Origin of the sequence: Streptomyces sp. NRRL F-5122 (assembly GCF_001507435.1) — a bacterium.
Lineage (GTDB): Bacteria > Actinomycetota > Actinomycetes > Streptomycetales > Streptomycetaceae > Streptomyces > Streptomyces lannensis.
This window is the reverse complement of the sequence record NZ_LMWH01000247.1, coordinates 1-14,036: the sequence shown is the minus strand read 5'-3', so window position 1 is coordinate 14,036 and position 14,036 is coordinate 1. Positions and strand designations below refer to the sequence as shown.

Below are 14,036 nucleotides of genomic sequence, written 5' to 3'. Positions count from 1 at the left end.
CCGGCCTGAAACAGGGAGAAGCAGAAGAAGGCCGGCGGACGGAGACGGCCAGGAAGCCCCGGCGTAGAACCCCTGCTTGGATCACGTCCCGCGGATCTTCGCGGCGACGAGGGCACATGCTCCAGACGAGATCCGGAATCCCGTCTCATCGCCGCCTCGTGCGGTCAGGCTGCCGCCGCATATGGGACAGAGAGGCCGGGCATCTCCTGCCCTTGGGTGTGCGCGGCCTCCTCGATCGCGGTGAGCAGGGCCATGTCGTCGTAGGGCCCACGGTGCCGCTTGCCGTTGATGAAGAACGTGGGCGTGCCGGTGACCGCGTTGGCGTCGGCCGATGCCATGTGGCGCTCGACGGTGGGCCGGTGCACCCTGTCGCGCAGATGCGCTCGAAGCGCTGGATGTCGAGGCCCAGTTCGTCTGCGTATGCGATGAGATTGGAGATGTCCAGGTGGTCCTGGCGTCCCAACAGCAGCGCGTGCTGGGCCAGAACGCTCCCTGTGCCGCGGCGGCTTCGGCTGCCTCCGCAGCCAGGCCCGCGTGCGGATGGACATCGCCGAGCGGGAGGTGGCGCCGGACGTAGCGCACCTGTGGGTGGGTCGTGAGCAGTTCGCGGGTGACCGGCTCGGCCGCGCCGCAGTGCGGGCATTCGAAGTCCCTGTACTCGACGACTGTGCCCGGTGCGTCGGCTGGACCGCGGATGTGGTCTCTGGATGCGTCGGCCGGTTCATCAAGATCGAGAAGCTGCCCGGTGTCGCCGAGCAGTGCCTGCCTTCGGCGAGGCCCGGGCTGCAGTGCGATGAGCCGGTACAGGAGCCAACTTGAGGCCGTCGACATCGCGACGGCGCTCAACACGCCTATTTTGGCCTGGTCGAGTTGGGGTCCGGTGAAGGCGAGGGTGGCGATCAGCAGGGAGACTGTGAATCCCACCCCGGCGAGGGTGCGGCTACCGAGGACGGCGCCCCATCCCACCGAGGGCCGCAGCCGGCCCCGGCTCACGCGGTCCACCGCCCAGGATCCGGCCAGGACGCCGAGCGGCTTGGCCAGTGTGCAGCTGAGCACGATGCCGAGGGTCACCGGCGAGGTGACGCTGCTGTGCAGGAGGCCGGAGTCGATCCGGATCCCGGCATTGGCAAGGGCGAAGAGCGGAGCGATCAGGTAGGTCGTCCATGGGTGCAGTGCGTGCTGAAGGCGGGCGTTCGCGGACAGCGAGGAGTGGAGCCCGGACAGTGCGGATCGGGCTCGCGCTGGTCCGGGTTGTTCGCCAAGGCGGCCAGGATGGCGCCGATGAGGGCGACCGCGCCTCCCGATGGCCCGAGCAGACTGCCTGCCTTGCTCGGGCCCATCGGGATCATGTCGTGGCACGGAGGGGTCGAGCCGTCGGGGGCCGTTCCTGGGACGCATGGCCTGAACGCACTGTGGGACGGCTGACTGCAACACTCTCTGCCCGTCTGGTACGTCGAGCGTGGATCGCGTGGCGCCCACGTTCGCAGGAGTCATGGGGGGCGGTCGTCGGCTGGTGTTCCGGTCAGTCGTCGAGCCAGCGTGAGCCGTCACCGTCGGACTCGTCGTGGTCGGTCGAGACGCTGAGGTACTGCCACTTCTCGTCCTCCTCCAGCCTCTTGGCCCAGGCGGCGTGCCCATAGGCGTAGGCGTCCCTGCCCAGGAGCAGGCGCAACGGGGGCTCGTCGAGGTCGGTGACGGTGAGGACGACCTGCGCGACCTTGGCCGGGTCGCCGTTGGCCTCTTCGGTGAAGTTGCGCATCGCCGTGGCGGCGGCCCCGACGGTTCCTTGGTAGGGCTCGCTGATGGGCGGGGTGTGCATGGACGATCCGGCCCAGTCGGTTCGCATGCCGCCGGGTTCCAGGACGGTGATCTTGATGCCGAGGGGCGCGACCTCGGATGCGAGGACTTCGGAGAAGCCGCCCACGGCCCACTTCGCGGACTGGTAGGCGGTCATGCCGGGGCTGCCGATCCGGCCGCCCAGTGAGGAGACCTGGATGATGTGGCCGCCGCCCTGCCGGCGCAGCACCGGCACCGCTGCCCGGCTGACGTAGACGGTGCCGTAGAAGTTGGTGTCGATCTGCCGGTGGAACGCCTCCAGGGTGGTGTCCTCCAACGAGGCGCGGTCACCCTGGCCCGCGTTGTTGACCACGACGTCCAGACGTCCGAACGCCTCGACGGTCTCGCGTACGGCGCGCTCGGCGGCATCTGCGTCGGTCACGTCGAGATGCGTGATGCGGATCCGGTCCCCGTGGGCGGACACGAGGTCGTCCAGGGAGCGTGGGTTGCGGGCCGTGGCCATCACCAGGTGCCCGGCGGCCAGAGCCGCGCTGACGATCTCGCGGCCCAGACCGCGAGAGGAACCGGTGACCAGAAAAACCTTTGACATGGGGCGGACTCCGAACGATACGGGCTGATTCGTGGAGGCGGGCGGCGCTTCCGGGTGGCCGGGCGCGGTCGCCGAGGGATAACGCAATCCAAGTGCGTTAATGGAGACGGTAACACGTGTGCGCCATGTAACGCACCTTGGTTGCGTTAATGTGGGGACATGCATCGCCGAGCCCGATCGCCCGAGGCCAAACTCCGCCGCACCGAAGACCTCCTCGAAGCCACCCGCGGTCTGGCCGCCGATCGGGGCGGGGTCCGCCACATCACCTTGGCCGCCGTCACAGAGGCCGCCGGACTGCACCCCTCCGCCGTGCGGCGCTACTTCGAAAGCAAGGAGGAACTGCTGCTGGAACTGGCCGAGCGCGGCTGGGGCGAGTGGCGCGACGCCCTCACATCCCACCTCGCCGGGGCCCACGACCTCACCCCTGAGCAGACGGCGGCCGCGGTGGCAGGCACCCTTGCCTCACACCCGCTCTTCTGCGACCTGTTGACTCATGTACCGCTCAGCCTCGAGGGGGACGTCGACATCGAGCGGGCCCGCCGGTTCAAGACCAACTCCTTCGCCGCCTACGACGCCATCGTCGACGTACTGACCGCCGCGAGCACCATGACCAGCGCTCAGGTGCAGGGCCTCATCACCGTGGCGCTGGCGCTGACGGCGAATCTCTGGCAGCTCTCACACCCCACGCCCACCCTCGCCGAGCTCTACGCCCAACATCCGCGCTGGGGCCACGTGGCGCTCGACTTCGAACCCCGGCTGACCCGACTGCTCCAGGCGACGGCGTCCGGGCTCGCCTCCGACACCGGTCCCGTCACCACGGCCCACAGCCCAGAAGTGCCGTAGTGGCAAACACAGGTGGCTGTCCACCGGGTGCGATGGAGCCTCCGCGGGTCGGGCGGTCGGCGCGGGTGAAGTCCGCCCCGGTGCTTGCAAGGCCCGATGCGAGCGGGCGTGGCGGACCGGGGCGGCCGCCGGCCCGAGCCCGGACGGACGGCAGGTCAGGTCTGGTAGATCGACTGCGACTCCTCGTACGCCTGCAGTCCTTCGGGCCCCAGCTCTCGTCCGAGGCCGCTGGCCTTCATGCCCCCATAGGGGGAAGTGAGGTCCGGCAGATAGCCGTTGAGTCCCACGGTGCCGGTGTGGATGCGGCCGGCGACGCGGATGCCGTGGTCGAGATCGGTGGTCCAGACGGTGCCGGCGAGGCCGTACGCGGAGTCGTTGGCGAGGTGCACGGCCTCGTCCTCGCTGCCGTAGGGCATGATCGAAAGGACGGGACCGAAGATCTCTTCCCGCGCGATGGTCGACGAGGCGTCCACGTCCGCGAATACGGTCGGCTCCACGAACCAACCCGACTCCAGCCCGGCGGGGCGGCCACCTCCCGTGACCAACCTGGCACCCTCCACCAGCCCCTGCCTGATGTAGCCCTCCACTCGCTTCCGCTGCTTGGCGCTGACGAGTGGACCGATCTGCGTGGCACGGTCGAGTGCGTCGCCCACGACAGCTCCCTGAGCCAGCGCGGTGTAGAACTCGACCACCTCCGAGTACCGGCTGCTGGGAGCGAGAATCCTCGTACTGGCGTAGCAGGTCTGGCCGTTGTTCAGAAGACTGGCCATGAAGACTTCTTCTGCTCGCGCGGTCAGATCCGCATCGTCCAGGATGACCGCGGCCGACTTGCCCCCCAGTTCCAGAGTCACCGGCCTCAGCAGGAGAGCGCAGGCGGCCGCGACCTGACGGCCCGCCGACGTCGATCCGGTGAATGACACCTTGTCGACGCCCGGATGGGAGACCAGGTAGGCGCCGAGATCGCTTCCGCCGGGCACGATATTGATCACGCCGTCCGGGAAACCCGCCGCCTCCACGGCTTCGGCCAGCAGCACGGAGTCGAGCACCGTCTCCGGCGCCGGCTTGAGGACGAGTGTGCAGCCTGCCGCAAGAGCGGGAGCCACCTTGAAGAAACCGATGGTCTGGGGGAAGTTCCAGGTCATCACGGCAGCCACCACCCCGACGGGTTCCCGGCGGACGAGCGTGCTGCCACGGGGCAGACCCACACGGCGCTCTTCACGCGACGCATTCGACACCAGGCCCGCGTAATAGCGCAGCAGCACGGCCGGGACCGTGCCCTCGAAGGCTTCGGCGGTGGTGATGGGCATGCCGTTCTGGGCGCTGACGGTGCTCGACATCGCCTTGCACCTGGCGTCCAACTCGTCGGCGAACTTCATCATGACAGCGGCGCGCTCATGGGCTTCCCAGGTCGGCCATCCGGCAGGGGCGTCGAATGCGAGGCGGGCGGCCCGGACGGCCCGGTCGACGTCCTCTTCCACCGCCGCCGGCACCGAACCCAGGCATTCACCCGTACTGGCGGACATGGCGGTGATGGTGTCGTGGCCGGACGGCGCGGCCCACTGCCCCCCGATGAACAAGCGATTGGCGTGCATGACACGGTCTTCTCTCAGCTGCGTCCGAACCGGGCTGATCGCCCCGTGGTCGGCTGGAGGTGGGTCAACGGCTTTGGGGTCCATGAGTGGTCCGGGCCCGCGAACCGGGCGATACGGCGCTCATCCCCTGGGCCATCCGCGGACGGCTGGGTCCCGCAGGGTGGCAACTCGTAGGGCTCTGCACTTGAGTGTGACCTACGTTACACCTATCTGAGGGCACGTGCCCTCAGATGGCCGCAGGCCCGTCCGACGCACCTCGAGTCGAACGCACCCACGGGCACATGCGGACCCGCCCTGCACGGCAATAATGGACGTTGAGGCGAGAGCATGCACAGCCGCTCAGCGATATGAAGGCCGAGAGGTCTACCGAGATGAGAACGTATGGCGGACTCACCGCCGAAGAGCGCCGGTCGGCACGGCGTCGACGCATCATGGATTCGGCCCTCGAGCTTTTCGCCACCCAGGGATATCCCCATACGTCGATCCGTTCGGTTCTTCGTCACAGTGGCGTGCAGGAGAGGTATTTCACGGAGAGCTTCCCGTCCCTCGACGCACTGATGGCCGCGGTCCTCAGGGAAATCCAGGAGGATGAGGCCGTGAGATGCCGGAGAGCTCTGGACGAAGGTGGAACGCGTCGCGAGCGAGCACGTCGCATGCTCGATGTGCTGACCCATGCAGTGACCGATGATCCACGGAAAGGGCGTGTCAAACTGATCGAGTCCCTCTCTGCAGGCCCCCTGGCGGCAAGGGAACGCCGACGGGGATTGCGGCACATCGCCGGCCAGGTCGAGTCCCTGCTCCTTGCGGACCGGCACGATCCGCGCATCGATACCACCGCGATGGCGATGGCCGTCGTCGGTGGTGTGAACCAGATACTTCTGAACTGGGCCGACGGAATTCTCCACACCTCTCGCGAGGACGTAGTCCAGCAGTCGCTGTATTTCTTCGAGGCAATTGCAGAATTCGGATCCGGAGCCTCGTGAGTTCCGTTACGGCGACCTCAATGGCGAAGCAGGGCCAGGTTGCAACGGCCCTTTCATGGATTCTTCCCGAGTCCGTGTATCGATAGTGGCGTCAGGAGTGGACAGCGCGACCGTCGGACATTGAGGGTCGGAACGCGGGTGGCGTCGGCATACGTGCCGGGATCGCCCCGCTCAGTGAGCGCGGCTCTAGTCGAGCGTAAGGATTCCAACCGCTCCTGCCGGATTTCGGCGGTTTGAGGAAACCCATCATAGTGTTACGCTCGACGCTCAGCGGCTTTCGAGTCATGAATCTTTTATTGGTCTGGCTTAGATTCTACGAATGGCAACTTTGCGAGCGTTGGAGTGCCTGGTGGCACTCGTCGACACGGGATCCGTGACGAAGGCGGCGGTAGCGCTGCACATGTCCCAGCCCGCCCTCTCCCACCAGATCGCGTCCCTCGAAAGGGAACTCGGCACCCCCGTCGTGGAACGCCTGTCCCGAGGGGTGCGGGTCACCGCGGCCGGCCTGGCCGCCGCGGCGGAGGGACGCGTGGCGCTGAGGGCGGCCGAGAGGGCCGTGCAGGCCGGGCGGGATGTGGCCGCCGGAGGTGCGGGCCGATTGCGGTTGGCGTGCCGCGGAGACGATGACGGTGTGGCTTCTCGTTCCCATCCTGAGGCGATGGCGTTCCGACCGGCCCGATGTGCAGCTGGAACTCATGGAGTTCACCAGCAGCGACAGGATGGTTGAACTGCTCATGGCGGGCGAGGCGGACCTGGTCGTCGGGCCGGAACCCAGCGGCACCACGGCCCATGTGGAGCACCTCGGGGACGAGGAAATGGTCGTCGTCGCCTCGAGCGACCACCGATTCGCAAGTATGGCGTCCGTTGCGGTCAAGGAGCTCATCGACGAGCCGTTTGTCCACTACACGCCGGACAACGGCAATGCCGCTTGGCTCGATCAGTTCGTTTTCGCCCACCAGGTGTCTCTCATGCCCGTCCTGCGTACCCGCAGCCCGCGCACTGCGGCGCAGTTGGCGGGGGCGGGCATGGGTGTCTCCATCGTCCCCACGTCGGCGCTGACCGCGCAGCCCGCGGGCGTGGTGCGCCCACTGGAGCCGCGGGTGTACCGCGGAGTGGTCGCCGTCGCGGCCGCGCCCTCCGACGCGCTGGTCTCGCTGTTTCTGCGCGACTTGCGACGGCGTGGCCTGCCGGGTCCGAGCGCTTCCGCTTGAGCAGTCCTCGCGCCGCGTGGACGGTCCTCGGCGGCCCGGCATGTGACCATCGCGGACAGAGGGCCTCGGACGGTATCGACGGGCGGTGCTTGGCGTTCGGTGCCTCGGTGCCTCGGTGCCTCGGTGCCTCGGTAGTCGCGTCGGTCCGGACGCGCCGGGCGGCCCGTGGAGTGCGGCAGCACTTCACCTGTCGAGAGCTCCGATGGATCCAGTGGGGGGCGGTTGTCCGGCCCGGCACCAGGGGAGCCGCTCTCGGACGGTGCGGACCAATTGGGTGGCCCGCCGCTGGCCTTGTGCTGTGCGGGTGGGTCTAATGCTCATAGTGGTCGATCATGCGTTAGAGATACTGGGCGCCGGAGCAGCGAGGGGGGTCGGATATACGCGGCTCATCAGCACTGCGAGGGCCCTTCCATCGTCAATGCTAATGGGTATAGTGGATGTATGGGCGTTAGAGTCAGCGTCGAGGCGATGCAGGGGGCGGGATTCCCCATGGGGGGCGAGCCGCTGGTTGCGGTGGATTTGGCCGACACGGTGATGACGGCCGTGCGACCCACCGAGGACCTCATCGCCTCCGCAGAGGCGGCGGAGAAGTGGTGGCAGCTCGAGGCATCCGGGCTGCCTGCCGGACCGATGCCCGACCCATCGGCCCTTCGCCGACTGCGCACGGCCGTCAGGGACCTTCTGGACGCTCAGCTCGAAGGCAGGGAAGCCGACTCGACCGCCCTGGAGGACCTGAACGCCGCAGCCGCCGGCGCACCGACGAGCCCCCGACTGGTGATGACACCCAAAGGGCTCCAGGGTGAACGCCGTTGGCACACCGAGCTCGGAGGGAACGCCGCACTGGCCGCCATCGCAGGGGAAGCGATCACGCTCTTGGCCGACCCGCAGCGATTGAGCACATTGCGGCGCTGCGCCAACCCGGCGTGCTCCATGCTCTTCCTGGCCGAGAACAAGCGGCGCAAGTGGTGTACCGGCAACCTCTGCGGCAACCGGGCACGCGTCGCCCGTCACTACGAACGCATTCACCAGGAGCGGTCCGCAGACGCGTGACCGTGCCCTCGCCAACCCCTCATCCGACATGAGCGATCGACAGGAACGCCGATGAGCACTGCAGGCTTTCACGAAGGCGAACGGACCATCCAGCGCCTGGCCGGAGTGGTCGACGAGGCTGACCGGCTCCAGGGCATGCTTCAGCCCCCGCGCCCCGGCGGAGGGCTGGGCGCAGTACTCGCGGCGCGCTCCTTCGCCGTCCTCACCGGTCGAGATCATGACGGCACGCTGTGGACCTCGCCCGTCCATGGGGAGCCGGGGTTTCTCGTCGCCGACGGGACCACCGTGACCGTGCACACTTCGCCACCCGCGGGTGACCCACTGCACGACGCGCCCGTCCCTCAGCAGGTCGGACTGCTCGCGATCGATTTCGGCATCCGCCGCAGGATCCGTGTCAACGGAGAACTGACCGACAGCTCGGCGGACACGCTGACCATCCTCGCTGACGAGGCCTTCGGGAACTGCCCTTCCTACATCCAGCAGCGCGACCTCACGGTGACACGGACGCCCGCTCACGGGGCCGACGCCGGGCACCCGCAGGACACGTCAGACGCAGGGACGCTTCGGCAGGACCACATGGAACTGATCCGCAACGCCGACACCTTCTTCCTCGGCACGACCCACCCCACGCGAGGTGCCGATGCCTCGCACAAGGGCGGCAGGCCGGGCTTCGTGCGGGTCGAGGACGGGGAGATCTGGTGGCCGGACTACGCGGGAAACAACATGTTCAAGAGCCTGGGTAATATCGCCGTCGATCCTGCTGCGGCTTTGCTGTTCATCGACTTCGCCACGGGGCGCACGCTGCAACTCTCGGGTGAGGCACGGGTCGAGTGGCTCGACCCCTCGGCGGACGAAGGCGGGACCGGCCGACGCGTACGGTTCACACCGCGTTGGATCCGCAGCGGTGAAATCCCGCTCCACGGCGACCTGTTGAGCTTCTCGCCGTACAACCCAGCCGTGACGACGCCCCGCGCCGCCTGAGCCCCCGGACGCCTGCGACGAGGTCCGACGCTGGCCTGTTCAGGCATGCGGACCCTTGGTACGTGAAACTACGCCGCCAATCGACAAAATCGACGAACACAGCGCTCGGAACCGCGTGCGGCATGCGCACATTCTCGCCGCGCCATCCAGAAAATTCATGGTTCCCGCTTTCCTCATGAACTCGGGGTTAGTCAACACTGGAGAAATGAAACTTTCGAAGTCGTCACGCTGGCCGTTTTGGACGTCGACCGAGCCTTGGCCTTCTACACTGAGCAGGTCGGGTTTCACCTCGATGTGGACTACGCGCCCGACGACGAGTTCCGGGTGGTGCAACTCACCCCGCCCGGGTCAGGCGTCTCGATCCAGTTCGGCGTGGGGCTCACCGAAGCCGAGCCCGGCAGTACCCGGGGCACCTACCTCGTCGTGACCGACATCGAAGTCGCCCGGGATGCGCTGGTGGAACGTGGCGTGCGTGCGAGTGGGATCCGGCACAAGTCCCGACTTCCCGATTGGCGTGGCGGCTTCGAAGCCGGGATCGATCCCGACCGTCGCGACTATGCCAGCTTCTTCGACTTCACGGATCCCGACGGGAACCAGTGGCTTGTCCAGGAGCGAGGTCACGAGGCGACGGCCAGCGGCTCGTGAAGCGCCCTGCTACAAGCCTCGAGTCCCTTCCGATGGCAGTCTGGACAGGCCGGGTTGAGCCCGGAAATCGGTCGCGCCCCGTGAGGCGCAGCCGTTAGCCTCCGCCTGAGCGGGGCGAGGTACGTGACCGCGAGAGGGGCCGGCCATGGTGACCGAGGGCGTGCGGACCGATCGTCTGGGCGTGTTGCTCGACCAGTTCGACTCCGTCAGGGAGAAGGCGCAGGTACGGCTTACCGGGCTCAGCGACGAGGAGTATCTGTGGGAGCCGGTACCCGGTTGCTGGTCGATCCGCCGCCGAGGCGAGGCGACGACGCCCAGGGCATTCGGACCGGGCGACTGGCTCCTCGACCAAGGCGCCCCGGAGATCCCGGCGAGCGAGTACGCCGAGGTCGCCCGCCAGGCTGCCGATGGGATGTCGGTCGTCAAGATCGCCGACGACTGGAGTGTGAGTGTCGAACGGGTGGAGCAGATCCTTGGACACGTCGGCCCGCCGGAGGCGGACGAGTCACCCGTGACCACCATCGCGTGGCGGCTGGGGCACCTGCACTTCTGTTTCGCGGGCGGATGGGAGTGGGCCTTCGGCGAACGACGGCAGGAGCCGAAGGAGTTGGTCGACTTCACCCCCGACGCAGGCTTGGCCGTGGAGCGGTTCTGGGCGGTGATGGACCGCTGGCGTGAGAGCATCGCCACCGTGACCGAGGAGCAGCTCGACACGATCGGCTTCTCGCAGTATCCGTACGGCTCCGACCCCGACGACCCTTTCATCGCCGTGCTGTGGGGGGCCAACCTCGAATTCATCCACCACATGGCGGAGATCGCGCTGCTCCGCGACCTCTGGAGGGCGCGCTTCACCGGTCGTGATTAGGTCGGTTCGCGCAGCGGGCGTTCATGATTAGGGCGACCGTCGCCTCTACCGGACTTCCGATGCCGGTGGCGTTTGCACGGCGGCCACCAGCTCATCGGCTCGTCGTCCCAGTCGCACTTCACGATGCCGAGCGCGGCCTGGGCCGCCACGCCATGGCGGGAGCCCGGACGGCGAGCGCATTCCGAGCGCCGCGCTGCTCGATTCCGGCAGGATCCACTGCCAGAGCATGGTGTGGGGCATTTGGCGAGCGCTCAATCCGCAACGGTCATGTTTCGACTGCCGCCTCGCGCTGCCGTCGGTGTCGCGCCGCCTTGGTGATGTTGCCGCAGCGCTGCATCGAGCACCACTTTCGGGGCCTCCCTTGACCGGTGTCGAGGTAGATCATCCGGCAGATCTCGGCGTCGCACGCGCGCAGGTTCTGCCGGCGCACAGGATCCGAGAGCAGTGTGATGAGGTCCCGCGCGATCGTGGAGAGCAGGGCCGGGGCCGAAAGGGCGGTGTCGGTCGCCGCAGCGGGAAGCCCGTCGGCTCCCACTTCCAGTTGGGGGACGGGCGGATTCACTTGGGCCAGCCGGTTCAGGAGCCGCACCGACTCGCTTCGGGGAGCTTGGCCACGTAGATACCCGGACGTGACGTCGTACGCGCAAGCCCGCACATCGTGGAGGGCGGCGAGCAGACTCCCCAGATCCTCCTCCGGGTGCACGGCGAGCCCCACCCCCGCAATCCAGGCCGTGAGCCGTTCGATGTCGCCCATGCGCTCGATCGGTGTGGTCGGGCGGCGCCCGACCGTCGCGATGAGGTTCAGCGAAAGGGATCCGGCGTCGAAGCGCAGTTCACGCTGCCGTGCCGTGATCCGCGTGCGGCGGCCGTCGTGGGTTCCTTCGGTCACTCCGTTATAGTAACCCTGTATAGGGTTACTAAGGGGCCAGACATGAAACCATGGATGCGCGTCGCCCTCGCGATGTTCGCCGTGGGTTGGGGAGCCAACCAGTTCTCCCCTCTTCTCCTGGTCTACCGGCGCGGCGGAGCGGTCTCGGAGTCCGCGGTGACCATGGCGTTCGGGGCGTACGCGCTCGGTCTCATCCCGGCACTGCTGGCCGTCCCCATCGCTCGCCGCTGCGGGCAGGTAAGAACGATGCGGGCGGTACTCGCTCTGTCCGCCGTCGCGTCGCTGATCCTTGTGGTCGGAGGCGAGCGGATCTGGGCCCTTGTGCTCGGAAGGCTGCTCGCCGGCGTCGCCTCGGGCGCCGCGTTCGGGCCGGGTACGGCCTGGGTCAAGGAACTGTCGGACGGCGACGCTCCCGGTGCCGGTGCGCGCCGCGCCGCGATGGCCCTCTCCGTGGGATTCGGGGGCGGCCCGCTGGTGGCGGGGGCGCTCGCTCAATGGCTGTCGGCACCGGAAGTGGTGCCCTACCTCGTCCACATCGGCCTGACGGCCTGCGTGGCGCCACTGGTGTGGAACGCTCCCACCGGCGTCACATCGGCAACGGGCTACGACGAAGCGGGACTGCGTGGGCTGGGCGCGATCTTCGGACACAGGGGATTCCGTTTCCAGGTCGCACCGACGGCTCCGCTGGTGTTCGGGGCCGCGACCACGAGTCTCGCTGTGCTGCCCGCTCTGGTACCACCGCACGGCCCCAGCGTCGCTGCCAGCGGCGGTCTCGCCGGTCTGACGCTGGCCAGCGGTGCCGCAGCGCAACCGCTGGCCAGACGGATGTCGAAGCGCAGTCATCACGCGATCCGCCACTGGGGCCTGGCGGCGGGGACCGTGGGGTTCCTGCTCGGCGCCGTGACCATCCGGCTGCACGATCCGGTTGTCCTCATCCCGGCGGCGATCACCCTCGGCGCGTGCTACGGCCTGCTGATGGTGGCCGGACTGAGCCGCGTGGAGGCGCTGGCCGCGCCGAACGAACTCGCCGGTGCTGCGGCTGTCTTCTACTGTCTGAGCTATCTGGGGTTCGCGGCCCCCTACCTAGTGACCGCGGTCGGGCACTGGGTGCCACCGGCCGTACCCCTGATCTGTGCCGCCTGCGTTGTCGCCGCGCTGATCCCGGCCACAGCGCTGGTCCGCGCGCCGGATTCCGGCAGTGGCCCCTCTGCGGGGCGTGGCCGGTCGGTTCGGCGCGGAACCGAAGGTCCTGCCGGGACGCCGACTGTCCGGCGCGAATCACACCCAGATCCCGCATGGGAAAGGAAAACGTCATGCGCATAGCCGTCGTGGGAGCGGGCGGTGTCGGAGGCTACTTCGGTGCCCGGCTCGCCGCAGGGGGGCACGAGGTCACCTTCGTCGCCCGAGGCCGGCATCTCGAGGCCATACGGGAACATGGACTGCTGGTACGCAGTCCGCTGGGTGACCTGAAGGTCCCGGCGACCTCGGTGGTGGCGACCATTGCTGAACTGGACCCCGTCGACGTGGTGCTCGTCGCCGTGAAGCTGTGGGACAGCGAGGATGTCGGTGCTCAGCTGAGTACGGTCGTGAACGAGGGGACCCGTGTGATCTCCCTGCAGAACGGTGTGCGCAAGGACTCGGTACTGCGGCAGCATCTGCCCGCGCAGAACGTGTGGGGAGGAGTCTGTTACATCTCGGCCGTCATCGAGGAGCCGGGCGTGGTCTCCCACCGCGGGGAGATGCAGAAGGTCGTCTTCGGTCCTTACGACGACGCCGACACCCAGCGCGCCGAGGACTTCCTGGAGGCTTGTGTCTCCTCCGGAATCGATGCGGAACTCAGCGCCGACATCGAACGGGTCATCTGGGAGAAGTTCGTGTTTCTGGTGGGGCTCTCGGCGACCACCGCTGCCGTGCGTCAGCCCATCGGCGTCATCCGTTCCGATGCCCACTCCCGGGAACTCCTGCACGACGTGATGGCGGAGGCCGTGAACGTGGGCCGCGCCGCCGGGGTGCATCTCGACCCCCGGTTCGCCGAAGAGCGGCTGGAGTTCTGCGACACCCTGCCGCCCGGGATGACCTCCTCGATGTACCACGACCTGATGCAGGGCAACCGCCTCGAAGTGCCCTGGCTCAGCGGCAGCGTCGTCGATCTCGGCCGCGAACTCGGGGTCCCCGTACCACGGAACCGTACGATCGCCGACGTCCTCGCCCCGTACGAGCTGGGACGGCCCGATCCCGACCGGTGAACCGTGAGGCGGCTTGCTTCTGCCTTCCGCCGGAAGAACTGGCTGCCGCAGCGCGTTTGCTGTCTTCCGTCGAGATTTCGAAGGCCCGTAGCCGACCGGGCGGGCGAACGCTGACGTCGTTGAGCCGGGTGTCTCGTTGGGACATCCGGACACGTTGGTGAAGTCGGCGAGGGAGGATCAGGGATCTGTACGTTTCGGCACGGCGGACAGGTGATGCCGTCGCGACGCTCGTGCAGCGCTGACCGACTGCGTGCGTGGTTCTTGACGAAGAAGAGCAGGCAGTTGGGTGCCAGGCAGGGGCGCAGCCGGTCGCGGTCGGGGCCGGCGAAGAGCTGGACGGCCTGG

Annotated in this window: 14 protein-coding genes and 1 pseudogene; 10 read left to right on the top strand and 5 right to left on the bottom strand. The window is 67.9% G+C overall.

Annotation, left to right across the window (positions count from 1 at the left end):
* Positions 1-164: 164 nt before the first annotated feature.
* The 3 genes and pseudogenes from ADL25_RS51625 to ADL25_RS30150 all read right to left on the bottom strand — a co-directional run bounded on the left by ADL25_RS51625 (position 165) and on the right by ADL25_RS30150 (position 2,386).
* The gene (locus ADL25_RS51625) at positions 165-548 is read right to left on the bottom strand and encodes a DsbA family protein (RefSeq protein WP_107116740.1); all 384 of its coding nucleotides are present in this window, start codon (positions 546-548) and stop codon (positions 165-167) included.
* Positions 502-1,398: pseudogene (locus tag ADL25_RS48400) on the bottom strand (Na+/H+ antiporter NhaA); the annotation flags it as partial. The gene ADL25_RS51625 and the pseudogene ADL25_RS48400, both read right to left, overlap by 47 nt.
* Positions 1,399-1,522: 124 nt before the next feature.
* The gene (locus ADL25_RS30150; protein ID WP_059131036.1) at positions 1,523-2,386 is read right to left on the bottom strand and encodes an SDR family NAD(P)-dependent oxidoreductase; all 864 of its coding nucleotides are present in this window, start codon (positions 2,384-2,386) and stop codon (positions 1,523-1,525) included.
* 159 nt (positions 2,387-2,545) lie between these two features.
* Here ADL25_RS30150 and ADL25_RS30145 point away from each other — a divergent pair, with 159 nt between their 5' ends.
* Positions 2,546-3,229 (top strand): TetR/AcrR family transcriptional regulator, encoded by a 684-nt coding sequence (locus tag ADL25_RS30145; RefSeq protein WP_063805772.1) that lies wholly within the window; start codon positions 2,546-2,548, stop codon positions 3,227-3,229.
* Between the two features lie 155 nt (positions 3,230-3,384).
* Here ADL25_RS30145 and ADL25_RS30140 read toward each other — a convergent pair whose 3' ends face one another.
* Positions 3,385-4,821, bottom strand: coding sequence for an aldehyde dehydrogenase (locus tag ADL25_RS30140; protein WP_059131035.1), 1,437 nt, complete (start codon positions 4,819-4,821; stop codon positions 3,385-3,387).
* 371 nt (positions 4,822-5,192) lie between these two features.
* On the opposite strand from ADL25_RS30140, the gene ADL25_RS46645 reads away from it, so the two are divergent.
* From ADL25_RS46645 to ADL25_RS30110, 7 genes are all read left to right on the top strand, one after another.
* Complete coding sequence (locus tag ADL25_RS46645) at positions 5,193-5,804, top strand: TetR/AcrR family transcriptional regulator (RefSeq protein WP_159045032.1); 612 nt, start codon at positions 5,193-5,195, stop codon at positions 5,802-5,804.
* Positions 5,805-6,123: 319 nt separating this feature from the next.
* A complete protein-coding gene (locus ADL25_RS46640) occupies positions 6,124-6,531 on the top strand; it encodes a LysR family transcriptional regulator (protein ID WP_079050660.1) in 408 nt (135 codons plus the stop codon).
* Positions 6,428-7,015, top strand: a complete 588-nt coding sequence (locus tag ADL25_RS30130) for a LysR family transcriptional regulator substrate-binding protein (protein WP_079050659.1) — start codon at positions 6,428-6,430, stop codon at positions 7,013-7,015. Before ADL25_RS46640 ends, ADL25_RS30130 begins: the two co-directional genes overlap by 104 nt.
* 441 nt (positions 7,016-7,456) lie before the next feature.
* Complete coding sequence (locus ADL25_RS30125) at positions 7,457-8,065, top strand: CGNR zinc finger domain-containing protein (RefSeq protein WP_199839225.1); 609 nt, start codon at positions 7,457-7,459, stop codon at positions 8,063-8,065.
* A 51-nt stretch (positions 8,066-8,116) separates the two neighbouring features.
* A complete protein-coding gene (locus ADL25_RS30120; RefSeq protein WP_059131032.1) occupies positions 8,117-9,046 on the top strand; it encodes a pyridoxamine 5'-phosphate oxidase family protein in 930 nt (309 codons plus the stop codon).
* Between the two features lie 144 nt (positions 9,047-9,190).
* Positions 9,191-9,691 (top strand): VOC family protein, encoded by a 501-nt coding sequence (locus ADL25_RS30115; RefSeq protein ID WP_420711380.1) that lies wholly within the window; start codon positions 9,191-9,193, stop codon positions 9,689-9,691.
* Positions 9,692-9,836: 145 nt separating this feature from the next.
* A complete protein-coding gene (locus ADL25_RS30110; protein WP_059131030.1) occupies positions 9,837-10,556 on the top strand; it encodes a DinB family protein in 720 nt (239 codons plus the stop codon).
* Between the two features lie 265 nt (positions 10,557-10,821).
* Here the strand turns inward: ADL25_RS30110 and ADL25_RS30105 are convergent, their stop codons facing one another.
* Positions 10,822-11,445: a CGNR zinc finger domain-containing protein gene (locus tag ADL25_RS30105; RefSeq protein ID WP_059131029.1), complete on the bottom strand. Its 624-nt coding sequence runs from the start codon at positions 11,443-11,445 to the stop codon at positions 10,822-10,824.
* A gap of 42 nt (positions 11,446-11,487) precedes the next feature.
* Between ADL25_RS30105 and ADL25_RS30100 the strand changes: the two genes are divergently transcribed.
* Together ADL25_RS30100 and ADL25_RS30095 are read left to right on the top strand one after the other, a co-directional pair.
* A complete protein-coding gene (locus ADL25_RS30100) occupies positions 11,488-12,768 on the top strand; it encodes an MFS transporter (protein WP_079050658.1) in 1,281 nt (426 codons plus the stop codon).
* Positions 12,759-13,691 carry a 2-dehydropantoate 2-reductase gene (locus ADL25_RS30095; protein WP_059131028.1) on the top strand — a complete coding sequence of 311 codons (933 nt, stop codon included), beginning with the start codon at positions 12,759-12,761 and terminating at the stop codon, positions 13,689-13,691. Before ADL25_RS30100 ends, ADL25_RS30095 begins: the two co-directional genes overlap by 10 nt.
* Positions 13,692-14,036: the final 345 nt, after the last annotated feature.

What these genes read in the sequence shown, in the direction of transcription:
- ADL25_RS51625 (WP_107116740.1), bottom strand. Translation starts at nt 548, where the DNA reads ATGTCCATCCGCACGCGGGCCTGGCTGCGGAGGCAGCCGAAGCCGCCG.
- ADL25_RS30150 (WP_059131036.1), bottom strand. Translation starts at nt 2,386, where the DNA reads ATGTCAAAGGTTTTTCTGGTCACCGGTTCCTCTCGCGGTCTGGGCCGC.
- ADL25_RS30145 (WP_063805772.1), top strand. Translation starts at nt 2,546, where the DNA reads ATGCATCGCCGAGCCCGATCGCCCGAGGCCAAACTCCGCCGCACCGAA.
- ADL25_RS30140 (WP_059131035.1), bottom strand. Translation starts at nt 4,821, where the DNA reads ATGCACGCCAATCGCTTGTTCATCGGGGGGCAGTGGGCCGCGCCGTCC.
- ADL25_RS46645 (WP_159045032.1), top strand. Translation starts at nt 5,193, where the DNA reads ATGAGAACGTATGGCGGACTCACCGCCGAAGAGCGCCGGTCGGCACGG.
- ADL25_RS46640 (WP_079050660.1), top strand. Translation starts at nt 6,124, where the DNA reads ATGGCAACTTTGCGAGCGTTGGAGTGCCTGGTGGCACTCGTCGACACG.
- ADL25_RS30130 (WP_079050659.1), top strand. Translation starts at nt 6,428, where the DNA reads ATGACGGTGTGGCTTCTCGTTCCCATCCTGAGGCGATGGCGTTCCGAC.
- ADL25_RS30125 (WP_199839225.1), top strand. Translation starts at nt 7,457, where the DNA reads ATGGGCGTTAGAGTCAGCGTCGAGGCGATGCAGGGGGCGGGATTCCCC.
- ADL25_RS30120 (WP_059131032.1), top strand. Translation starts at nt 8,117, where the DNA reads ATGAGCACTGCAGGCTTTCACGAAGGCGAACGGACCATCCAGCGCCTG.
- ADL25_RS30110 (WP_059131030.1), top strand. Translation starts at nt 9,837, where the DNA reads ATGGTGACCGAGGGCGTGCGGACCGATCGTCTGGGCGTGTTGCTCGAC.
- ADL25_RS30100 (WP_079050658.1), top strand. Translation starts at nt 11,488, where the DNA reads ATGAAACCATGGATGCGCGTCGCCCTCGCGATGTTCGCCGTGGGTTGG.
- ADL25_RS30095 (WP_059131028.1), top strand. Translation starts at nt 12,759, where the DNA reads ATGCGCATAGCCGTCGTGGGAGCGGGCGGTGTCGGAGGCTACTTCGGT.